The 17,074-nt window shown below is 40.1% G+C and carries 10 protein-coding genes; 3 read left to right on the top strand and 7 right to left on the bottom strand.

Annotated features, from left to right (window positions below; genetic code table 11):
* The first annotated feature begins 23 nt into the window (after positions 1 to 23).
* A complete protein-coding gene (locus tag FJG96_RS01895) occupies positions 24 to 4,985 on the top strand; it encodes a DEAD/DEAH box helicase (RefSeq protein ID WP_139412495.1) in 4,962 nt (1,653 codons plus the stop codon).
* Between the two features lie 463 nt (positions 4,986 to 5,448).
* On the opposite strand, the gene FJG96_RS01890 is transcribed toward FJG96_RS01895, so the two are convergent.
* From FJG96_RS01890 to FJG96_RS01855, 6 genes are all read right to left on the bottom strand, one after another.
* A complete protein-coding gene (locus FJG96_RS01890) occupies positions 5,449 to 6,114 on the bottom strand; it encodes a YdcF family protein (RefSeq protein ID WP_139412494.1) in 666 nt (221 codons plus the stop codon).
* A gap of 4 nt (positions 6,115 to 6,118) precedes the next feature.
* Positions 6,119 to 7,072, bottom strand: a complete 954-nt coding sequence (locus FJG96_RS01885; protein ID WP_139412493.1) for a cell division protein FtsX — start codon at positions 7,070 to 7,072, stop codon at positions 6,119 to 6,121.
* Positions 7,065 to 7,724 (bottom strand): cell division ATP-binding protein FtsE, encoded by a 660-nt coding sequence (gene ftsE / locus FJG96_RS01880; protein ID WP_139412492.1) that lies wholly within the window; start codon positions 7,722 to 7,724, stop codon positions 7,065 to 7,067. Before ftsE ends, FJG96_RS01885 begins: the two co-directional genes overlap by 8 nt.
* Positions 7,725 to 8,182: 458 nt before the next feature.
* Entirely contained in the window at positions 8,183 to 10,126 is a 1,944-nt protein-coding gene (gene acs / locus FJG96_RS01875) for an acetate--CoA ligase (protein WP_139412491.1), read from the bottom strand.
* Between the two features lie 913 nt (positions 10,127 to 11,039).
* A complete protein-coding gene (locus FJG96_RS09200) occupies positions 11,040 to 11,162 on the bottom strand; it encodes a hypothetical protein (RefSeq protein WP_281278981.1) in 123 nt (40 codons plus the stop codon).
* 1,069 nt (positions 11,163 to 12,231) lie between these two features.
* Complete coding sequence (locus FJG96_RS01855) at positions 12,232 to 12,921, bottom strand: YggS family pyridoxal phosphate-dependent enzyme (protein ID WP_139412489.1); 690 nt, start codon at positions 12,919 to 12,921, stop codon at positions 12,232 to 12,234.
* Positions 12,922 to 13,097: 176 nt separating this feature from the next.
* Here FJG96_RS01855 and leuS point away from each other — a divergent pair, with 176 nt between their 5' ends.
* Both leuS and FJG96_RS01845 read left to right on the top strand, forming a co-directional pair.
* On the top strand, positions 13,098 to 15,752 hold the full coding sequence (gene leuS, locus FJG96_RS01850) for a leucine--tRNA ligase (RefSeq protein WP_139412723.1): 2,655 nt from the start codon (positions 13,098 to 13,100) through the stop codon (positions 15,750 to 15,752).
* Entirely contained in the window at positions 15,739 to 16,353 is a 615-nt protein-coding gene (locus FJG96_RS01845; protein ID WP_139412488.1) for an LPS assembly lipoprotein LptE, read from the top strand. Before leuS ends, FJG96_RS01845 begins: the two co-directional genes overlap by 14 nt.
* On the opposite strand, the gene fsa is transcribed toward FJG96_RS01845, so the two are convergent.
* Positions 16,350 to 17,003, bottom strand: a complete 654-nt coding sequence (gene fsa, locus FJG96_RS01840) for a fructose-6-phosphate aldolase (protein WP_139412487.1) — start codon at positions 17,001 to 17,003, stop codon at positions 16,350 to 16,352. The genes FJG96_RS01845 and fsa overlap by 4 nt on opposite strands.
* Positions 17,004 to 17,074 lie beyond the last annotated feature (71 nt).

Below are 17,074 nucleotides of genomic sequence, written 5' to 3'. Positions count from 1 at the left end.
ATTTTAAATTGGGGGGGGGAAGCATGACGACGCTACAATCGCTTTTACAGACCTATCGTGAGGAAGCGCGTACTGAACGGGATAAGGGCACGTATTTTGAGCGTTTGGCTCTTGCTTATCTAACCCATGACCCTCTCCAGTCTCAGTGTTATGAAAAGGTTCAAACTTTTAAAGATTGGGCGCATGAAAATGGTTGGGATGGTCGTGATACCGGGATTGATCTGGTGGCAAAGCTTCGTCATGAAGATGGTTTTGCAGCAATCCAATGTAAATTTTATGATGAATCCTATCGAATAAAAAAAGCAGATATTGATAGTTTTATTTCAGCATCAGGGAAAGAACCGTTTAAGCGGCGTGTGATTATAGATAGTACGCTCAATGCTTGGACTGACAATGCTGAAACAATGATACGGGGGCAAAAAATTCCTGTTACACGGATTAATCTTTCCGATTTGCAACAAAGTCCGATCCGTTGGGAGACTTTTGCAGCCAAAGGCATAATTGCGCTGGAGGGTAAAAAGAAACTCCGTCCCCATCAGGGGGAAGCATTGCGTTTTGTGCGTGCGGGACTTGCTCAGGCAGATCGGGGTAAGCTCATTATGGCTTGTGGAACCGGTAAGACATTTACCAGTCTTAAGATTGCTGAGGATTTAGCAGGTCAAGGCAAGTTTGTTTTGTTTCTTGTCCCCTCCCTTGCACTGATGTCACAGACGGTGCGTGAATGGACGACGGATGCAGAAATCGATTTACGTTCCTTTGCGGTTTGTTCTGATACACAAGTGGGAAAGCGTCGTAAAAATAGTGATGATGTTGCAGAAATTGATGTGTGTGACCTGGCTTTTCCAGCGACAACCGATGCAGCAAAACTGGCAGAACAGGCGGGTACGAGTGTTGCAGATGAGATGAGCGTGGTGTTTGCAACCTATCAATCCATTCAGGTGATTGCGGATGCGCAGAAAAACTATGGTTTTCCTACCTTTGATCTGATCATTTGTGATGAGGCACATCGTACAACAGGAGCAACGCTGGAGGGAGAGGATCAATCCAATTTTGTGAAGGTGCATTCCAATGATGCTATTCGTGCTAAAAAACGTCTTTATATGACAGCGACACCCCGCATTTTTGGGGATAACGCAAAAAGTCGCGCGAATGAAGCCAATGCTGTTCTTGCTTCGATGGATGATGAAAAGCTTTTTGGTAAAACACTTTTTTATCGGGGTTTTTCTTGGGCTGTACAGCATGACCTTTTAACGGACTATAAGGTTATTGTCTTAGCTGTGGATGAAAAACTCGTGAGTTCCGCTGTTCAAAAGCGCCTTAGTGATAGCGAATCTGCGCTTATTCTTGATGATGCTACGAAAATTATTGGTTGTTATAAGGCACTGACCAAACAGGATATGAAGGCTGATGTTGCTATGGATCAATATCCCATGCAGCGTGCTTTAGCGTTTTGTAAAGATATTCGCAGTTCTAAACTGGTCCGTGATGAATTTTCTGCGGTTGTTGAGGAATATCTTGAGTATACTCAAGGGAATGCGGAAAACGAGAATTTTCTGCAGTGTGAAATTGAACATGTTGATGGTACTTTTAATGCCAAGGATCGTGGTGCACTGCTTGATTGGTTGAAAGCGGAGAGCGGTGATGAGGTTTGTCGTATTTTGACCAATGCCCGTTGTTTGTCTGAGGGGGTGGATGTTCCAGCTCTTGATGCCATTATGTTTTTAAATCCACGCAAGAGTCAGATTGATGTTGTGCAAGCGGTTGGGCGGGTGATGCGTCGCAGTGAAGGCAAAAAGATGGGGTATGTCATTTTGCCCATTGGTGTTCCTTTTGATATTCCAGCGGAACAGGCTTTAAACAACAATGATAAATATCGGGTTGTTTGGCAAATTTTAAATGCTTTGCGCGCCCATGATGATCGTTTTGATGCGACGATTAATAAGGCATCCTTGGGGCAAGATATCAGCAATGTGATTGAGATTATTGGGGTGACACAGAGTACTGAGTTACAGGCTGTGACAGCTGTTGTCGAGAATCTTCCGGTCCGCTCACAACCGGCACGATCGGGCATTGGAAGTCCTGAGCGTGATTTGCTTTTTATAGATGAGAACAAAGGGCAACTTTCCTTCTCTGTGGATGAGCTTTCGCGTGCCATCATGGCTAAGATTGTTAAAAAATGTGGAACGCGTGATTATTGGGAAGATTGGGCGAGCAATATTGCGGAAATTGCTAAAAATCATATCACGCGCTTAACAGGGATTCTGGCAGAGCCAGAGACGAGGGCGCGACAAGCTTTTGATCAGTTTTTAGCAGAATTGCGTGATGACTTAAACAATACGATTACAGAGGCTGATGCGATTGAGATGTTGGCACAACATATTATCACGCGTCCTGTTTTTCAGGTGTTGTTTGAAGGCTATCAGTTTACGCGTGAAAACCCTGTCTCGCGTGCTATGCAACAGATGCTTGATGTGCTTGATGAAGCAAATCTTGATAAGGAATCCAAAGATCTTGAGAAATTTTACGCCAGTGTGAAATTACGCGCCAGTGGTATTACCGATCCACAAGCAAAGCAAAGGTTAATTATCGAGCTTTACGATAAATTTTTTCGTTATGCTTTTCCACGAACAGTAGAAAAACTAGGCATTGTTTATACGCCCGTTGAGGTGGTGGATTTTATCATTCATTCTGTCAATGATGTGTTAAAACAAGAATTTGGTCAAACGCTTGGTTCTTCAGGGGTGCACATCATGGACCCGTTTACGGGAACGGGGACTTTTATCACACGGCTTTTGCAATCAGGCTTGATCAAATCAGAAGAAATGAAGCACAAATTTTGTCATGAAATTCATGCCAATGAAATCGTGCTTTTAGCCTATTATATCGCAGCCATTAATATTGAAACAACCTATCATGGTTTGATGGGGGGTGATTATGTTCCTTTTGAGGGAATTTGTCTGACTGATACATTTCAGCTTTATGAGCAAGATAAAGATCTGATAAGCAATTTGTTGGTGACTAACAGCACCCGCAGGTCACGCCAGAAAGAACTGGATATTCGTGTTATTGTTGGCAATCCCCCTTATTCTTCTGGACAAAAAAGTGCCAATGACAATGCGAAAAATATTGGCTATCCTAAATTGGATTTTTGTATCCGTGAAACTTATGCTGCTCAATCTAGTGCGAGTCTTATGCAAGCGCTTTATGATAGTTACATTCGTGCCATTCGCTGGGCAAGTGATCGTATAAAAGACTGCGGTGTTATTGGCTTTGTTTCTGGTTCGAGTTTTATAGAAAAACCAACAATGGATGGTTTACGAAAGTCTTTAGTCAAGGAATTTTCGAGCATTTATGTTCTCAATTTGCGGGGCGATATTCGCAAAAATATGTTAAGTAAAGGGCGTGCGCAAGAAGGGCAAAATGTTTTCGGTAGTGGAAGCATGACAGGAATTGCGGTGACGCTGTTTGTTAAAAATCCCGATGCCACAGGACCTTGTAAAATTTACTATCATGATATTGGCAATAACCTCAAGACAAAAGAGAAACTGCATGAAATTCAGAGATTGGGCAGTGTTAGCGGTGTAAAGTGCGAACAAGGCTGGCAAATGATTACACCAGATGAGTATGGCGATTGGCTGGATCAACGCAATAGTGATTTTGAAAAATTTCTAACCTTAGGTAACAAGAAGGGTGGTGATAAAAAGCTCTTTGAAAACTTTTCTTGTGGACTTAAAACTAATCGTGATGCTTGGGCATATAATTCAAGTCGTAGAGCTTTAGCAAACAATATGAGCAATATGATTGCCTTTTATAACGGTGAGGTAGAGCGCTTTAATAATACTTATGAGTATTCTGATCGCAAAATACGTATAAGTGCTGTAGACGATTTTGTTAACATAGATACAAAAAAAATTAGCTGGAGCCTTAAAATTAAACAACAGTTAGTTAGGGGAAAATTTTTTGAATTTGAAAATACAGGTCTTACTCAAAGCTTGTACCGTCCCTTTACGCGACAATGGCTTTATTATAATCGCATTTTCAATGAAGCGGTCTGTCAAATACCATATATGTTTCCAATAGAAGAAGTTTTTAAAAATAGAGTCATACAAATTTCTTCTGTAGGAGCAAGAAGTGGTTTTTCTGTCTTGATGACTAAAAGTTTACCGGATTACTATGCAATAGATAATGGACAATGTTTTCCGCGGTATTTTTATAAAAATACTGTGATGCCAAAAGAGAAAGAGGATAACCAATCTCATTTATTTGCAAATCTTGAAGAAGGCAGAAAAAAAGCTGGTCTGCAGCGGCGTGATGCACTCACCGATGAAGGATTGGCGTATTTTAAGGCAGCCTATCCTGGTGAAGTGATTACAAAGGATGATTTGTTTTATTATGTTTATGGAATCTTGCATTCTGAGGATTATCGCAAGCGTTATGCGCATAATCTGTCTAAAGAATTGCCACGGATTCCAACGGTTAAAAAAGCAGAAGACTTTTGGGCTTTTGTAATAGCAGGGCGAAAGCTTGGTGATTTACATATGAATTACGAAGAGGTTGAGCCCTATCCGGTGACCTATAAACAAGGTGATCCCAAAACTTGGGTGATTGTTGATGAAAAGAGTTTCTATCGTGTTCAAGCGATGAAATTTGCCGGTAAGCGCGGGGCTATTGATAAAAGCACCGTGGTTTATAATAGCAATATTACCATGCAAAATATTCCTCTTGAAGCTTATGATTATGTGGTGAGTGGTAAGCCTGCTCTTGAATGGGTGATGGAGCGGCAGATTGTCAAAACAGATAAGGCGAGTGGGATTGTGAATGATGCTAATCGTTATGCTGTTGAGACGGTGGGTAATCCAGCCTATCCTTTGGAATTGTTTCAACGGGTTATTACGGTAAGCTTAGAAACCATGAAAATTGTGCGCAATCTTCCAAAATTGGAAGTGCGAGAAACTGAAAAGGTTCAGTTGTCCATTGTGCGCTAAAATGAGAATCTTTGGGGGCGGTGATAAAACATTCTTCTTTAAGGGAGCATGATCCAAGCCGGCATCATCATCCATTGCCCCCAATTTTGCGATAAGCCCTTGACACTTGAGACTTTTCATAAGAGGCATGCTGTTTTTGGACAGTTTTATGCCACGTAGGTTCTCTTTTCCTGTGATGTGCAAACAAAACAGTTTTGATTGATTCAATAGAGAATAGATCTGAAAAGAGGGAATCTTATGGTATTTAAAACTCTTCTTTAAAATAAATTATGGTAGATGATCATTATAAATCAATGTGTTGTAATGAATGCATAAGTGTATTGGGGCGTTTGCTTGGTAGGAGGATTTGTTTGTCAAACCTTTATGGAGGAATCCCGTGTGAAAGGGTATGGAGAAAATACTAGGAAATGGTCAGAAAGTGGCAAGATTTTTTAAGTCACAAGAAGAAAAATCAGGAGGGAAATCAGAAGGCGGTTCTGATATAGACTTGGAGCGTTTTAATATATTGGACTATAAGAATGCGGGCTTGCTTGATCTGTTGTATTGTACTTTCAGCATCGCTCTTTTTCACAGGATAAGCAATGAAATGGATATCAGGCATGAGATATTTAAGTTCACGCATTGAGCGCCATATGTGGTAATCATGGGTGACGATATAAAGGGTTTTATAGTGGTGCTTTTTAATCCAAGCGGCGCTTTCTTCGGCGTTTCCTCTGGTGTTAATTGCTTGATGCCCAATGTCAATACAACAGGAGATAAGCCGTGGGCTAATATGCATATTATGCATAAAACCCTTTAGATTGGTTGAGGCGTTTACACCACTGATGAGAAGTCGTGAACCAAGCCCTTTTTGTAAGAGATGAAGTCCTGTCTCTATTCGGTGTTCTCCACCTGTAAGCACGATGATAGCATCGGCTTTGGGAAGAGGTGTTGGGGGAGAAAGCCGTTCGGTTTTTTCAGCAAAAATAATAAAACCACCCCAAAAAATGAAAACAATGACGGCAAGAGTAAGGGTTGTGGGTGGAAAATAGCGAAATAAACGGCGGGGAGACCAGCTATGGTGGGGCTGTTTTGAAACAGGACGTTCTAAATTATTTTGAGTCAATGAGTTGGAGCTGTTGTGATTCATAAAATTAAAATAAACCGTTTTCACATTGATCGATTTTTTTCAGTTGCGCTAAAATAGTCATGCGGTTTGTCAAAGTGGTGAGAAAAGAAACAAAAATAATCAGGAGAATAATTTTTCCATAAGGAATGGAATTTATGGAAATATGTCCAAATAAAGCGGTTACTTGGCTGGCTTCTGCTCTTCCTAAGTTATAATTTGTCCACAGACAAAAGGTTGAGAACAGAAATATACTTGTGAGACCACCATATAAAGCACCGCGCAGCGCATTTTTAAAAAAATGCCAGTCAAATTGGCGTGCAATGAAAAGGGTTTCAGTACCAAGAAAATATAACACATTGATAATATGGGCGTTTTCTGCCAATGCATTGCGGGTGGCAAAAACAATGGTGAGGATAAGAGAGCCTAAAACCAATGCTAAAATTGAAAAACCAATAAAAACAGTGGTATATGCCATGGTTGCAAAACGATGGACCCAAACACGGTGATCATCAAATTGACCGCCTGGAATTTGAGTTTTAATAGCATGATTAATGGCGGCAAAATTGATTGTCTCATCTTCTTTTAAGGTGACAATGATCAGGCGGGGAAGGGGCAATTCGTTCAAATTAAAACCTGTTCCAAGCCATGGTTCGAGTAACTTTTCGGTGGCGTTTTGGTCAACAATTTTTGCATCTTGTACACCAGAAAAGGTTTTAACCAATGTTACGGCATCATGAAGTGCTTTGTTGATATCAACATTGTCAATGGGACGTATTTGTATTGTAGCTTCATAGCTAATCTGATTGCTCCAATTTTTGGCAGAGCGCTGGACTAAATCAACACCAATTAAGGTGAGGCTTGAGAGAAATGTCATAATAGCAATCACGGCGACCAGCGCTTGTCCAGAAATGTTGCTACTGGGAATAATCGCCGTTGTGTTTTTTTTATTGCCGGTAAAAATGGAGAACAATTTATTCATGAATCGTCATCCGTCCATTATGGAGAAGCATACGTCGTGCTGCAACTTGTTCCATTAAGGCGATATCATGGGTGGCAATGATGACAGCCGTTCCAAAACGGTTTAATTCAATAAACAAGCGCAGCAGGCGTTTTGCTAAGGGCGGATCAACATTTCCTGTTGGTTCATCCGCAAGAAGAATTTCAGGCTGATCAATAAGCGCGCGCGCAATGGCGACTCTTTGTTTTTCCCCACCGGAAAGAACCGGTGGTAAAACATGAATATGATCGCCAAGACCTACCCAACAGAGAAGGTCTTCTACTTCACTGCGATAGGTTGCTTCTTCTTGCCCTTTAATACGTAAGGGCAAAGAGACATTTTCATAAGTGGTCATGTGGTCAAGGAGACGAAAATCTTGAAAAACCACACCAATACGTTGTCGCAGAGCTGGGAGCTCTTGTCGTCTGAGTAAGGCTGTGTCTGTTCCAAATAAATCAATATGACCACGCGTTGGTTTGAGTGCTAAAAACATCAGACGCATCAATGATGTCTTACCCGCCCCCGAGGCTCCCGTGAGAAATTGAAATGATCCAGCAGGAATATGAAAGCTAATATCGCGAAGGACCTCTGGGCCCATTCCATAGCGCAGACCGACATTTTCAAAATGAATCACTTTTTATTCTTACTCCCGATTTTATCTTGTAGCATTTATTTTAAAAAATTTTGTCTTTTCGTTGCGTTAGGCTTTTATTGTAAGCTTGTTCATTTTAGATTTCATGGTTTTTTTCTGTGCTTTTGTTATCGATCTATATTTTTGCTCAAAAATATTATTATTTATACTTGCTCCTTTTCCCTTTATTTATGATTTTAGCAGGAATTTCAAAGTGATTCTAGCATAAACATCAGAATTATCTTTTCTTCTTGCTCAGAGACTTTTTTGCATTGAGGGGGGCATGAAGCCATTAAAAAGGCACTTTAGAAAAGCTCTGTTGCTCTTTTTATCTCATTTTCTTATTCACATGCATATTCCCATTAGGAAGTTTTTCTTCTTATCGGTGGTTTTCATAATAATGCTGAAATATTTGAGCAAAAAATAAAAACCACCGTATGGTTGTATTTTGTCGTCTTTCTTTAATCTTGTCGGTTGGCAATCAGATCTTCAACAACTTGTGGTTCAGCAAGGGTTGAAATATCTCCTAAATTATTGAAATCATTTTCAGCAATTTTGCGTAAAATGCGTCTCATAATTTTTCCTGATCGCGTTTTGGGAAGTTGCGGAGCAAACTGAATTTTATCCAAAATGGCAATAGAGCCTATTTCTTTTCTAACATGTTTAATCAGCTCTTTGCACAACTCTTCACTGGGTGTTGTTCCTTCCATGAGGGTGACAAAACTGTAGATCCCCTGTCCTTTAATGGGATGTGGGTAACCTACAATAGCGGCTTCTGAAACAGCAGGGTGCAAAACAAGGGCGGATTCAATTTCAGCGGTTCCTAATCTGTGCCCTGAGACATTGAGAATGTCATCAACCCGTCCTGTAATCCAGTAATAGCCATCGCTATCGCGCCTACAGCCATCGCCTGTAAAATATTTTCCTTTATAGGTGGAAAAATAGGTTTGAATAAAGCGCTCGTGATCCTTATAGAGCGTGCGCATTTGTCCGGGCCATGAATCACTGATACAAAGATTGCCTTCTGCTTCATCTTCTAAAACATTTCCTTCAGCGTCAACGATTTGGGGTTGAACACCAAAAAAGGGACGTGTGGCGGAGCCTGCTTTGAGGGGTATTGCACCGGGGAGGGGGGTGATCATATGTCCCCCTGTTTCTGTTTGCCACCATGTATCGAGAATCGGACAATGGTCATTTCCAATTGTGTGATAAAACCATTCCCATGCTTCTGGGTTAATCGGTTCTCCGACAGTTCCTAAGAGACGTAAGGATGTCCTTTTCGAGCGTTCAACGAATGAATTACCTGCTCCCATTAAGGCGCGGATAGCAGTTGGTGCGGTGTAGAATATATTAACTTGGTGTTTGTCAACAATTTCCCAAAATCTTCCCTTATCAGGAAAGGTTGGGGTGCCTTCAAACATTAAAGTGGTGGCTTTGTTGCATAGAGGTCCATAAACCAAGTAAGAATGCCCCGTAATCCAACCAATATCGGCTGTACACCAGTAAATTTCACTGGGGTGATAATCAAAAACATATTTGTGGGTCATTGCAGCAAAAACCAGATAACCTGCTGTGGTATGCAACACACCTTTGGGTTTGCCGGTTGAGCCTGAGGTGTAAAGAATAAAAAGTGGATCTTCAGCATTCATGGGCTCTGCTGGACAGTCTGTTTTGGCATGAGCAATTTCTTCATGGTACCAAAAATCACGCCCTTCTACCCAATCAATTGGTCCACAAGTTCGCCGTATAACCATAACTTGATCGACACACACATTTTGACGGGCGGCAATCTCAATGGCATGGTCAACATTGTCTTTTAAGTTAATCCTTTTGCCACCACGCAAGCCATGGTCAGCGGTAATAATGAAGGTTGATTCACAGTCAACAAGGCGTCCTGCTATGGCTTCAGCAGAAAAGCCCGCAAAAATAACCGAATGAACAGCACCAATGCGGGCACAGGCGAGCATGGCATAGGCTGCTTCGGGAATCATGGGAAGATAAATGGTTACTTTATCGCCTTTCTTAATGCCACGGCTTTTTAAGAGATTGGCAAAACGACAAACATGTTCATAAAGCTCATTATAGGTTATTTTTTTATCATGATAGGGGTTATCCCCTTCCCAAATCAGAGCGATTTTATCTCCATCGGTTTTCAGGTGGCGATCAATGCAATTATAGGCAACATTTGTTATCCCATCTTCGTACCATTGAATTGATACATCATCATTAAAAGAAGTGTTTTTTACTTTTGTAAAAGGTTTAAACCATTCAATACATTGACCATGTTTCGCCCAGAAGCTTTCTGGATCATTAATGCTTTCCTGATACCATTTTTGATAAGTTTCCTCATTGAGTAAAGTATTTTTTTTGATCTCTTCTGATATCGGATAAATTTTTTCAGTCATGTTTCCCTCTTTATAATTTATTGTTTGGAAAAATCAGCCATAGTATTTTTTAGGCAAAACTTCCCCATAAGCTTTTCATTGTGAGGGTAGACTAAATGACAAAGATTGGAATAGTCAATTTTAAAAATCTGATACGTTTGTCTTCAGATGAGTAACTTATGCTCATTTAGGGCACGCAAATGCGGAAGAACCTATTGTCGTACAGAGCTTTTATAAAAGCATAAAGATGTTAAAAAAACACCCTAGGAGAGGGAATGAGAGTGCTTTTTTGATGAGAATATTTTTATTTTGTACTTACTCGTTTTATAAAGAATAAATTCAATTTATATTAATATAAACCAAAATATCTACACAAACTACCAGAAATAAAGAACATAATAACTGACGATAATGCCATTATAATAGACAACTTCCATCCCATACCACTGAATATTTTAAAAGGAAGGGCAATTAAAAGGAAGGGCAATTATAGGAGTAATTATAATGAGCATGCAAAACAGTCTTATAATTTAATAAAGAATATTCATTATAAAATATTTCTCACAATTTGATATAAACCAATATAGTTAAATAAAAGACTAACCATAAAGAATATAGAGCTTATTAATAATGAATTTTTTAGAGAATCTTTCCAACTATTATAATAAATAAATCTATAATAAAACATATATAAAAAACCAAAGAAAAATGTCGCTATAAGTGATTCAATGATTTTATAAGAAAAATCTGACATTACGAAACCCAAATTACAATACATGTGATTATAAAGTATAAATGTCTCTGAAGTCCATCTCAACCATGATTGTAGACAATGTGACTTAGATATTTTTTTGAAAACAATTACGAAATTATTAACTTCAGAGATATCTTTAAACTATTCTCTTATATTAGAGCCAACACTCATAAGTTTTTTCTATAAAGCCTCAAGTGGCACCTCCTGCGAACCCGTTGTGAAAGCTGCAATTCCCCCTGAAAATGCACCCGCTGGTCTTCCAGTTATACCACCTAGAATTGCTCCGTCTACTTCTGCCAGCACAGCTACTGCGAATCCTTGTCTATTTATGTGAGTTATAAAATCACTAGCATTATATGCATTCCCATAAAGGATAGATGTTGAGTCATGTATCGTATCAGTTAAACCTGAAGCAAAATTCTCATTTTAATTCTCCCTGAATTATATCTATTAAAAATAGTATCATAATGATATATTTCAGTTGATTATCACGTGTTTTAGAAAAATAACAAATATAATTTTTTATTATATCAACAAAAATACTGTATAAATGATTAATACATCATTTATATACTATTTATATTTTGAAATCTTCTTCTTAAGAAGATGATAATATTACTTCTTATATTTAAAATATAAGAAATACGTCCATATTTTTTCTTAACTTTATTTTAAAATGAGAAAAATTGTGCATCTGAAAAGGTGGTGTTTTCTCTTGGTTTATAAAGATCACCAAGAAATAGATTTACACACTCATTGAATTTAGTTGTGTTGTTATTGTTTTTACTCAGTGTATTGGGACTAATACTTTTTTAGGCGATTGCCAAGTGCATCTTACCCCTTTTCGGTGCGTAGAAAGCCTTTTCTTATCTGCTTTATGCCATTGGCAAGTGGGGAATTGTTTACGCGTATTGGGGAAGTTGAGAGAATTCGTGGTTTTTAATGGAAACCATTGCGATAATCGTTTTGAATGTTCTTTTGCAGTTATTTATTTGGCGAGAGTTTTTTCATTTATGCGCAACGTATCGATCCTTATTATTTTGTTTTTATATTCAGGATCTCTTTTTTGGGTGCTTTTGGTGGGAATTGACCAGAGGGGGTGAAGTAGAGGCGATGTGTGAGAATATGAAAGACAAAATAGAGCTGTTTTGAAGTCATTTTATGGGTTGAAGATGGGCTGGTGAGAATCTCTTGAAGAGCGGTTTTTTTGTTCATTTTGCTCATAGGGTGAAAGAGGGACGGGAATTTTTTTTGCTAAAGTTGCTCTTTTATTGAGGGGAATATTTTTTCTCATGTCTGTTGTTTTTTGCTTGTTTGGAGAGTTTTAAAGGGGAATTTGTATGGAGGGGGAATGTATATTGGGAAAATTGCTTTATACAGGGCGGTTTCCAAATAAAGCAGAGCCAATGCGAAGGACATTTGAGCCAAATTGTAGGGCTGTTTTAAAGTCATTAGACATACCCATGGAAAGTTTTGGAAGACCGGCTTGTTTTGCTAGTTTTGCTAATAGAGCGAAATAGGGTCCAGGGTTTTCGTCGACAGGGGGGATGGCCATAAGTCCGATAATATTAAGTCCATAGTTATTTTTGCATTGGGAAACAAAAGGGATCACGTCTTGCGGTGAAATGCCAGTTTTTTGTGGCTCTAAGCCAATATTGACCTGAACATAGCAGGGGAGATGCTTTTTTTGTTTTTGCATTTCTTCTGCCAAAATTTTAGCTATTTTTTCACGATCAACCGTTTGAATGACATCAAAATTTTTAACAGCTTCAGCGGCTTTATTGGATTGTAGAGGACCAATGAGATGAAGTTTAATATTTTCAAATTGTTGACGTAACTCTAGCCATTTTTGTGCTGCTTCTTGCACACGATTTTCTGCAAATTGAGAGTGACCGGCTTGCAAAAGGGGACGTATATCAGCAGCAGAAACAGTTTTTGAAACAGCAATCAGTTCAATTTCTTCCACGGGGCGTTGGAGTTCTTGGCATGTTGCTGCAATGTCTTTTTGAAGGTTTTGCCATGCTTCAATGGAAGAGCCTTGGGGGCGTGTGTGTGTCTTCATATTTTTGTGCTTTACCGTTTTTATTCAAGTTTTATACAAGTTTTATTCAGGGGGTGGTTATTTTTATAAAATACTTCGGGAAATATTGCACGAAAATGTTGACGATGAGGTTAATCCATGGTCAAGCATAATAAAACAAGTTTTTGGTTTAGTTTTATTAAAAGAGTATCATGGGAATGACATTTGAGCATTATAAGATAGGTGAACGCTATAATCCACGTGCGAGAGAAAAAAAATGGCAAGAAATTTGGGATGAAAAGAAAATTTTTCAGACTGTAGGGGAAGATTGCCGTAAAAAATATTATGTTTTAGAGATGTTTCCTTATCCATCAGGCCGTATTCACATGGGGCATGTGCGTAATTATGCCATGGGAGATGTGGTGGCACGCTATAAACGTGCAAAGGGGTTTAATGTGCTTCATCCTATGGGCTGGGATGCTTTTGGAATGCCGGCTGAAAATGCTGCTTTGCAAAGTAAAGTGCATCCTAAAACGTGGACCTATGAAAATATTGCCGTCATGCGGGGGCAATTAAAGCAATTAGGACTCTCACTCGATTGGACACGGGAATTTGCAACGTGTGATGTGGACTATTACCACCGCCAACAAATGCTGTTCCTTGACTTCTATCAAAAGGGGTTGGTGACACGTAAAGTGGCTAAGGTCAATTGGGATCCCGTTGACCACACGGTTTTGGCCAATGAACAGGTTGTGGATGGACGGGGTTGGCGTTCGGGCGCGTTGGTGGAACAGCGGGAATTAACCCAGTGGTTTTTCAAAATTAGCGATTTTAGTGAAGATTTACTCGCAGGACTTGAAGAACTGGATCAATGGCCTGAAAAAGTCCGTACGATGCAAAAAAATTGGATCGGAAAATCCCAAGGTTTGCTGATTCGTTGGGCTTTAAAGGCAACCGCTGATGATGCAAGGGATGCTCATGATGTTTGTCAGTCCTTTAATGAGGTTGTTTGTTATTCAACGCGTCCTGATACCCTGTTTGGTGCTTCTTTTTTAGCTCTGTCTGTTGATCATCCCATTGCGCAAGCTCTTGCAAAAAAAGACAAAGCCTTGGCAGCTTTTGTTGAGAGTTGTCGGAGTGGTGGAACAACAACAGCAGCCCTTGAAACAGCGGAAAAACAAGGGTTTCGCACATCGCTTGTGGCAGTACATCCTTTTGATGTGGCGGTGCATATCCCCGTTTATATCGCTAATTTTGTGTTGATGGACTATGGAACGGGGGCTGTTTTTGGCTGTCCAGCCCATGATCAGAGAGATTTCGATTTTGCGCGTAAATATGATCTTCCGATAAAACCTGTGGTTTTGCCAAAAGGGGCGAAGGAAGAAAATTTTGTCATTACTGAAACACCTTATGTGGGTGATGGGGTGATGATTAACTCCAGCTTTTTGAATGGTTTGACACCCCAACAAGCCTTTGAGGAAGCCGCCAAAAGGCTTGAGAAACAACTGCTCAATGGGCAACCGCAGGGAGAAAAAACAGTGCAATTTCGATTGCGTGATTGGGGAATTTCGCGTCAACGTTATTGGGGATGCCCCATTCCGATAATCCATTGTAAAACGTGTGGTGTTGTGCCTGTCCCCCGTTCTGACTTGCCGGTTGTATTGCCTGATGATGTTACTTTTGATCAGCCGGGAAACCCTCTTGCACGCCATGAAAGGTGGCAAGCTGTTGCTTGTCCTTCCTGTGGTCAATCTGCCAAACGCGAAACCGATACCATGGATACTTTTGTGGATTCTTCTTGGTATTATGCGCGCTTTACGGCTCCTTTTGCCGCAGAACCTGTTGAAAAACAAGCAACCGCTGAATGGTTGCCTGTGCAACAATATATTGGTGGAATTGAGCATGCTATTCTTCATCTTCTTTATGCGCGCTTTTTTATGCGTGCTATGAAATTGGTCGGTCATGTGAGTGTGGATGAGCCTTTTAAGGGGTTGTTTACCCAAGGCATGGTGGTGCATGAAACCTATCGCGATGATCAAGGGTGGGTTTCTCCAGCAGAGATTTCGATTGTTGAAAAAGATGGAAAACGGTGCGCTTATAAATTAACCGATCAAAGCGAAGTGACGATTGGTTTGATTGAGAAAATGTCAAAATCAAAAAAGAATGTCGTTGATCCTGATGATATTATTGCCTCCTATGGCGCTGATACGGTACGCTGGTTTGTGTTGTCTGATTCACCGCCGGAAAGAGATGTCATTTGGACAGAATCGGGTGTTGAAGGTGCGCATCGCTTTGTCCAGCGTGTTTGGCGCCATGTGGCTTTGAGTGCTTCTGTTTTAAGGGATGTTGCCCCTTGTGCAGGGCATCAGGGGGCAGCTTTGGAACTCTCAAAGGTTGCACATCGCACGCTTCATGCTGTCGAAGATGATTTAGAAAAATTTGCTTTTAATCGGGCTATTGCACGTCTTTATGAATTCTTGAATATTATGGCACCTTTGTTAAATAAGGTGGCAGATGTTGAGGGTGAAATGAAAGCGGCTTTACGTCAAGCTATGGATTTTTTCCTTGCCATGATTGCACCGATCATGCCCCATTTAGCTGAAGAATGCCATGCGGCTTTAGGGGAGAAAACTTTAATGTCTGAACTTGCTTGGCCTGTTTATGATCCCACCTTAATTGTTGAAGAAAGCTATACTTTGCCGGTACAAATTAATGGTAAAAAACGCGGTGAGGTCACCGTTGCTGCAACTGCGAATGAGACAATGATTAAAGAAGCGGTTTTGGCTTTAGATTTCGTCCAAGTGCAGCTGGGTGAAAAACCTATGAAAAAAATCATTATTGTTCCACAAAGGATTGTGAATGTCGTTCTTTAAAAGTTTTCTGCTTGTTGTTTTAGCGGGTGTCTTCACACTGTTGTACGGGTGCAAAATTGAACCGCTTTACCGTCAAGAGTCGCAGAGTTTAAGAGTAATGAATTCTGCTGTTTATGAGGGGTCTTATGCGCATCAGAATTCTCTTTCTGAGCAAGCTTCTTTAGGGCTTTCAGCAAAGCTTAGCTCTATTGTTGTGGAAGAGCCTTCGGATCGTTTTGGACAAATGGTGCGCAATCATCTGCTGTTTCTCTTGTATGGAAAGGGTGGTAAACCTTCTCAACCGGCTTATCGATTGGCATTGCAGATATCCGTCTTGACAAGAGAATCGATGCAGATAGAGGTTGATTTTGAGAAAAAGAGAAAGGGACGTCCTTCTGTTGGAACTGTTATGAGCAAAGCTTCCTATACCTTGCAGGATATGAAAAATAGACCTGTTGCAAAAGGAACAGCAATAATGAATGCATCTTTTGAGCGACTTCGTCAAGAATATGCAACGATAGAAGCAGAAGAAGATGCAAAAAAGCGTGTGGCAGAAGAGCTGGCTGAACAGATTTTTTTGTTACTTTCTAGAGATCTTTCCAATAAAACTTCTAGTCCTTAGGCAATATTTTGTCCTGTTTTTTGCCAATCGTTGAGAAATATTTGTAACCCTTTATCTGTAAGGGGATGTTTGACGAGGGCTTTTAAGATTGCGGGTGGAACGGTTGCAACGTCAGCACCGCTTAAGGCTGCTTCTTTGACATGGTTAACGGTGCGGATTGAAGCGGCTAAGATTTGTGTTTTAAAGTTATAGTTATCATAAATTGTGCGAATTTCATGAAGGAGTTCACTTCCATTGAGTCCGCAATCATCGAGTCTCCCAATAAAAGGCGAAACAAACGTTGCACCTGCTTTGGCAGCAAGTAAAGCTTGATTGGCAGAAAAACAAAGGGTGAGATTTGTTTTTAGCCCTTCGGCTGTCAGAGCTTTACAAGCTTTTAATCCATCCAGTGTTAAAGGAAGCTTGATGCAAATATTATCAGAAATTTTTGCTAAAACAGCCGCTTCTTTCATGATATTTTCAAATTCCGTTGCGGCAACTTCAGCAGAAACAGGCCCATTGACAAGACTACAAATTTCTTTTGTCACTTCAAGAATATTGCGTCCTGATTTGAGGATAAGAGAGGGATTGGTGGTCACACCATCAACAAGGCTTAAATTCTGTAATTCTCGGATTTCTTCAATATTGGCGCTGTCCACAAAAAATTTCATCTCTAACCTCTTCTTCTTTAGCTTTTTTATTCAAAGCTTTTCATGTTGTCGTCTGTTTTTTTGTTATGCGC

This window comes from Bartonella mastomydis (genome assembly GCF_900185775.1).
Classification (GTDB): domain Bacteria; phylum Pseudomonadota; class Alphaproteobacteria; order Rhizobiales; family Rhizobiaceae; genus Bartonella; species Bartonella elizabethae.
The sequence above is the reverse complement of the archived record's forward strand: the minus strand, read 5'-3'. Positions and strand labels throughout refer to the sequence as shown.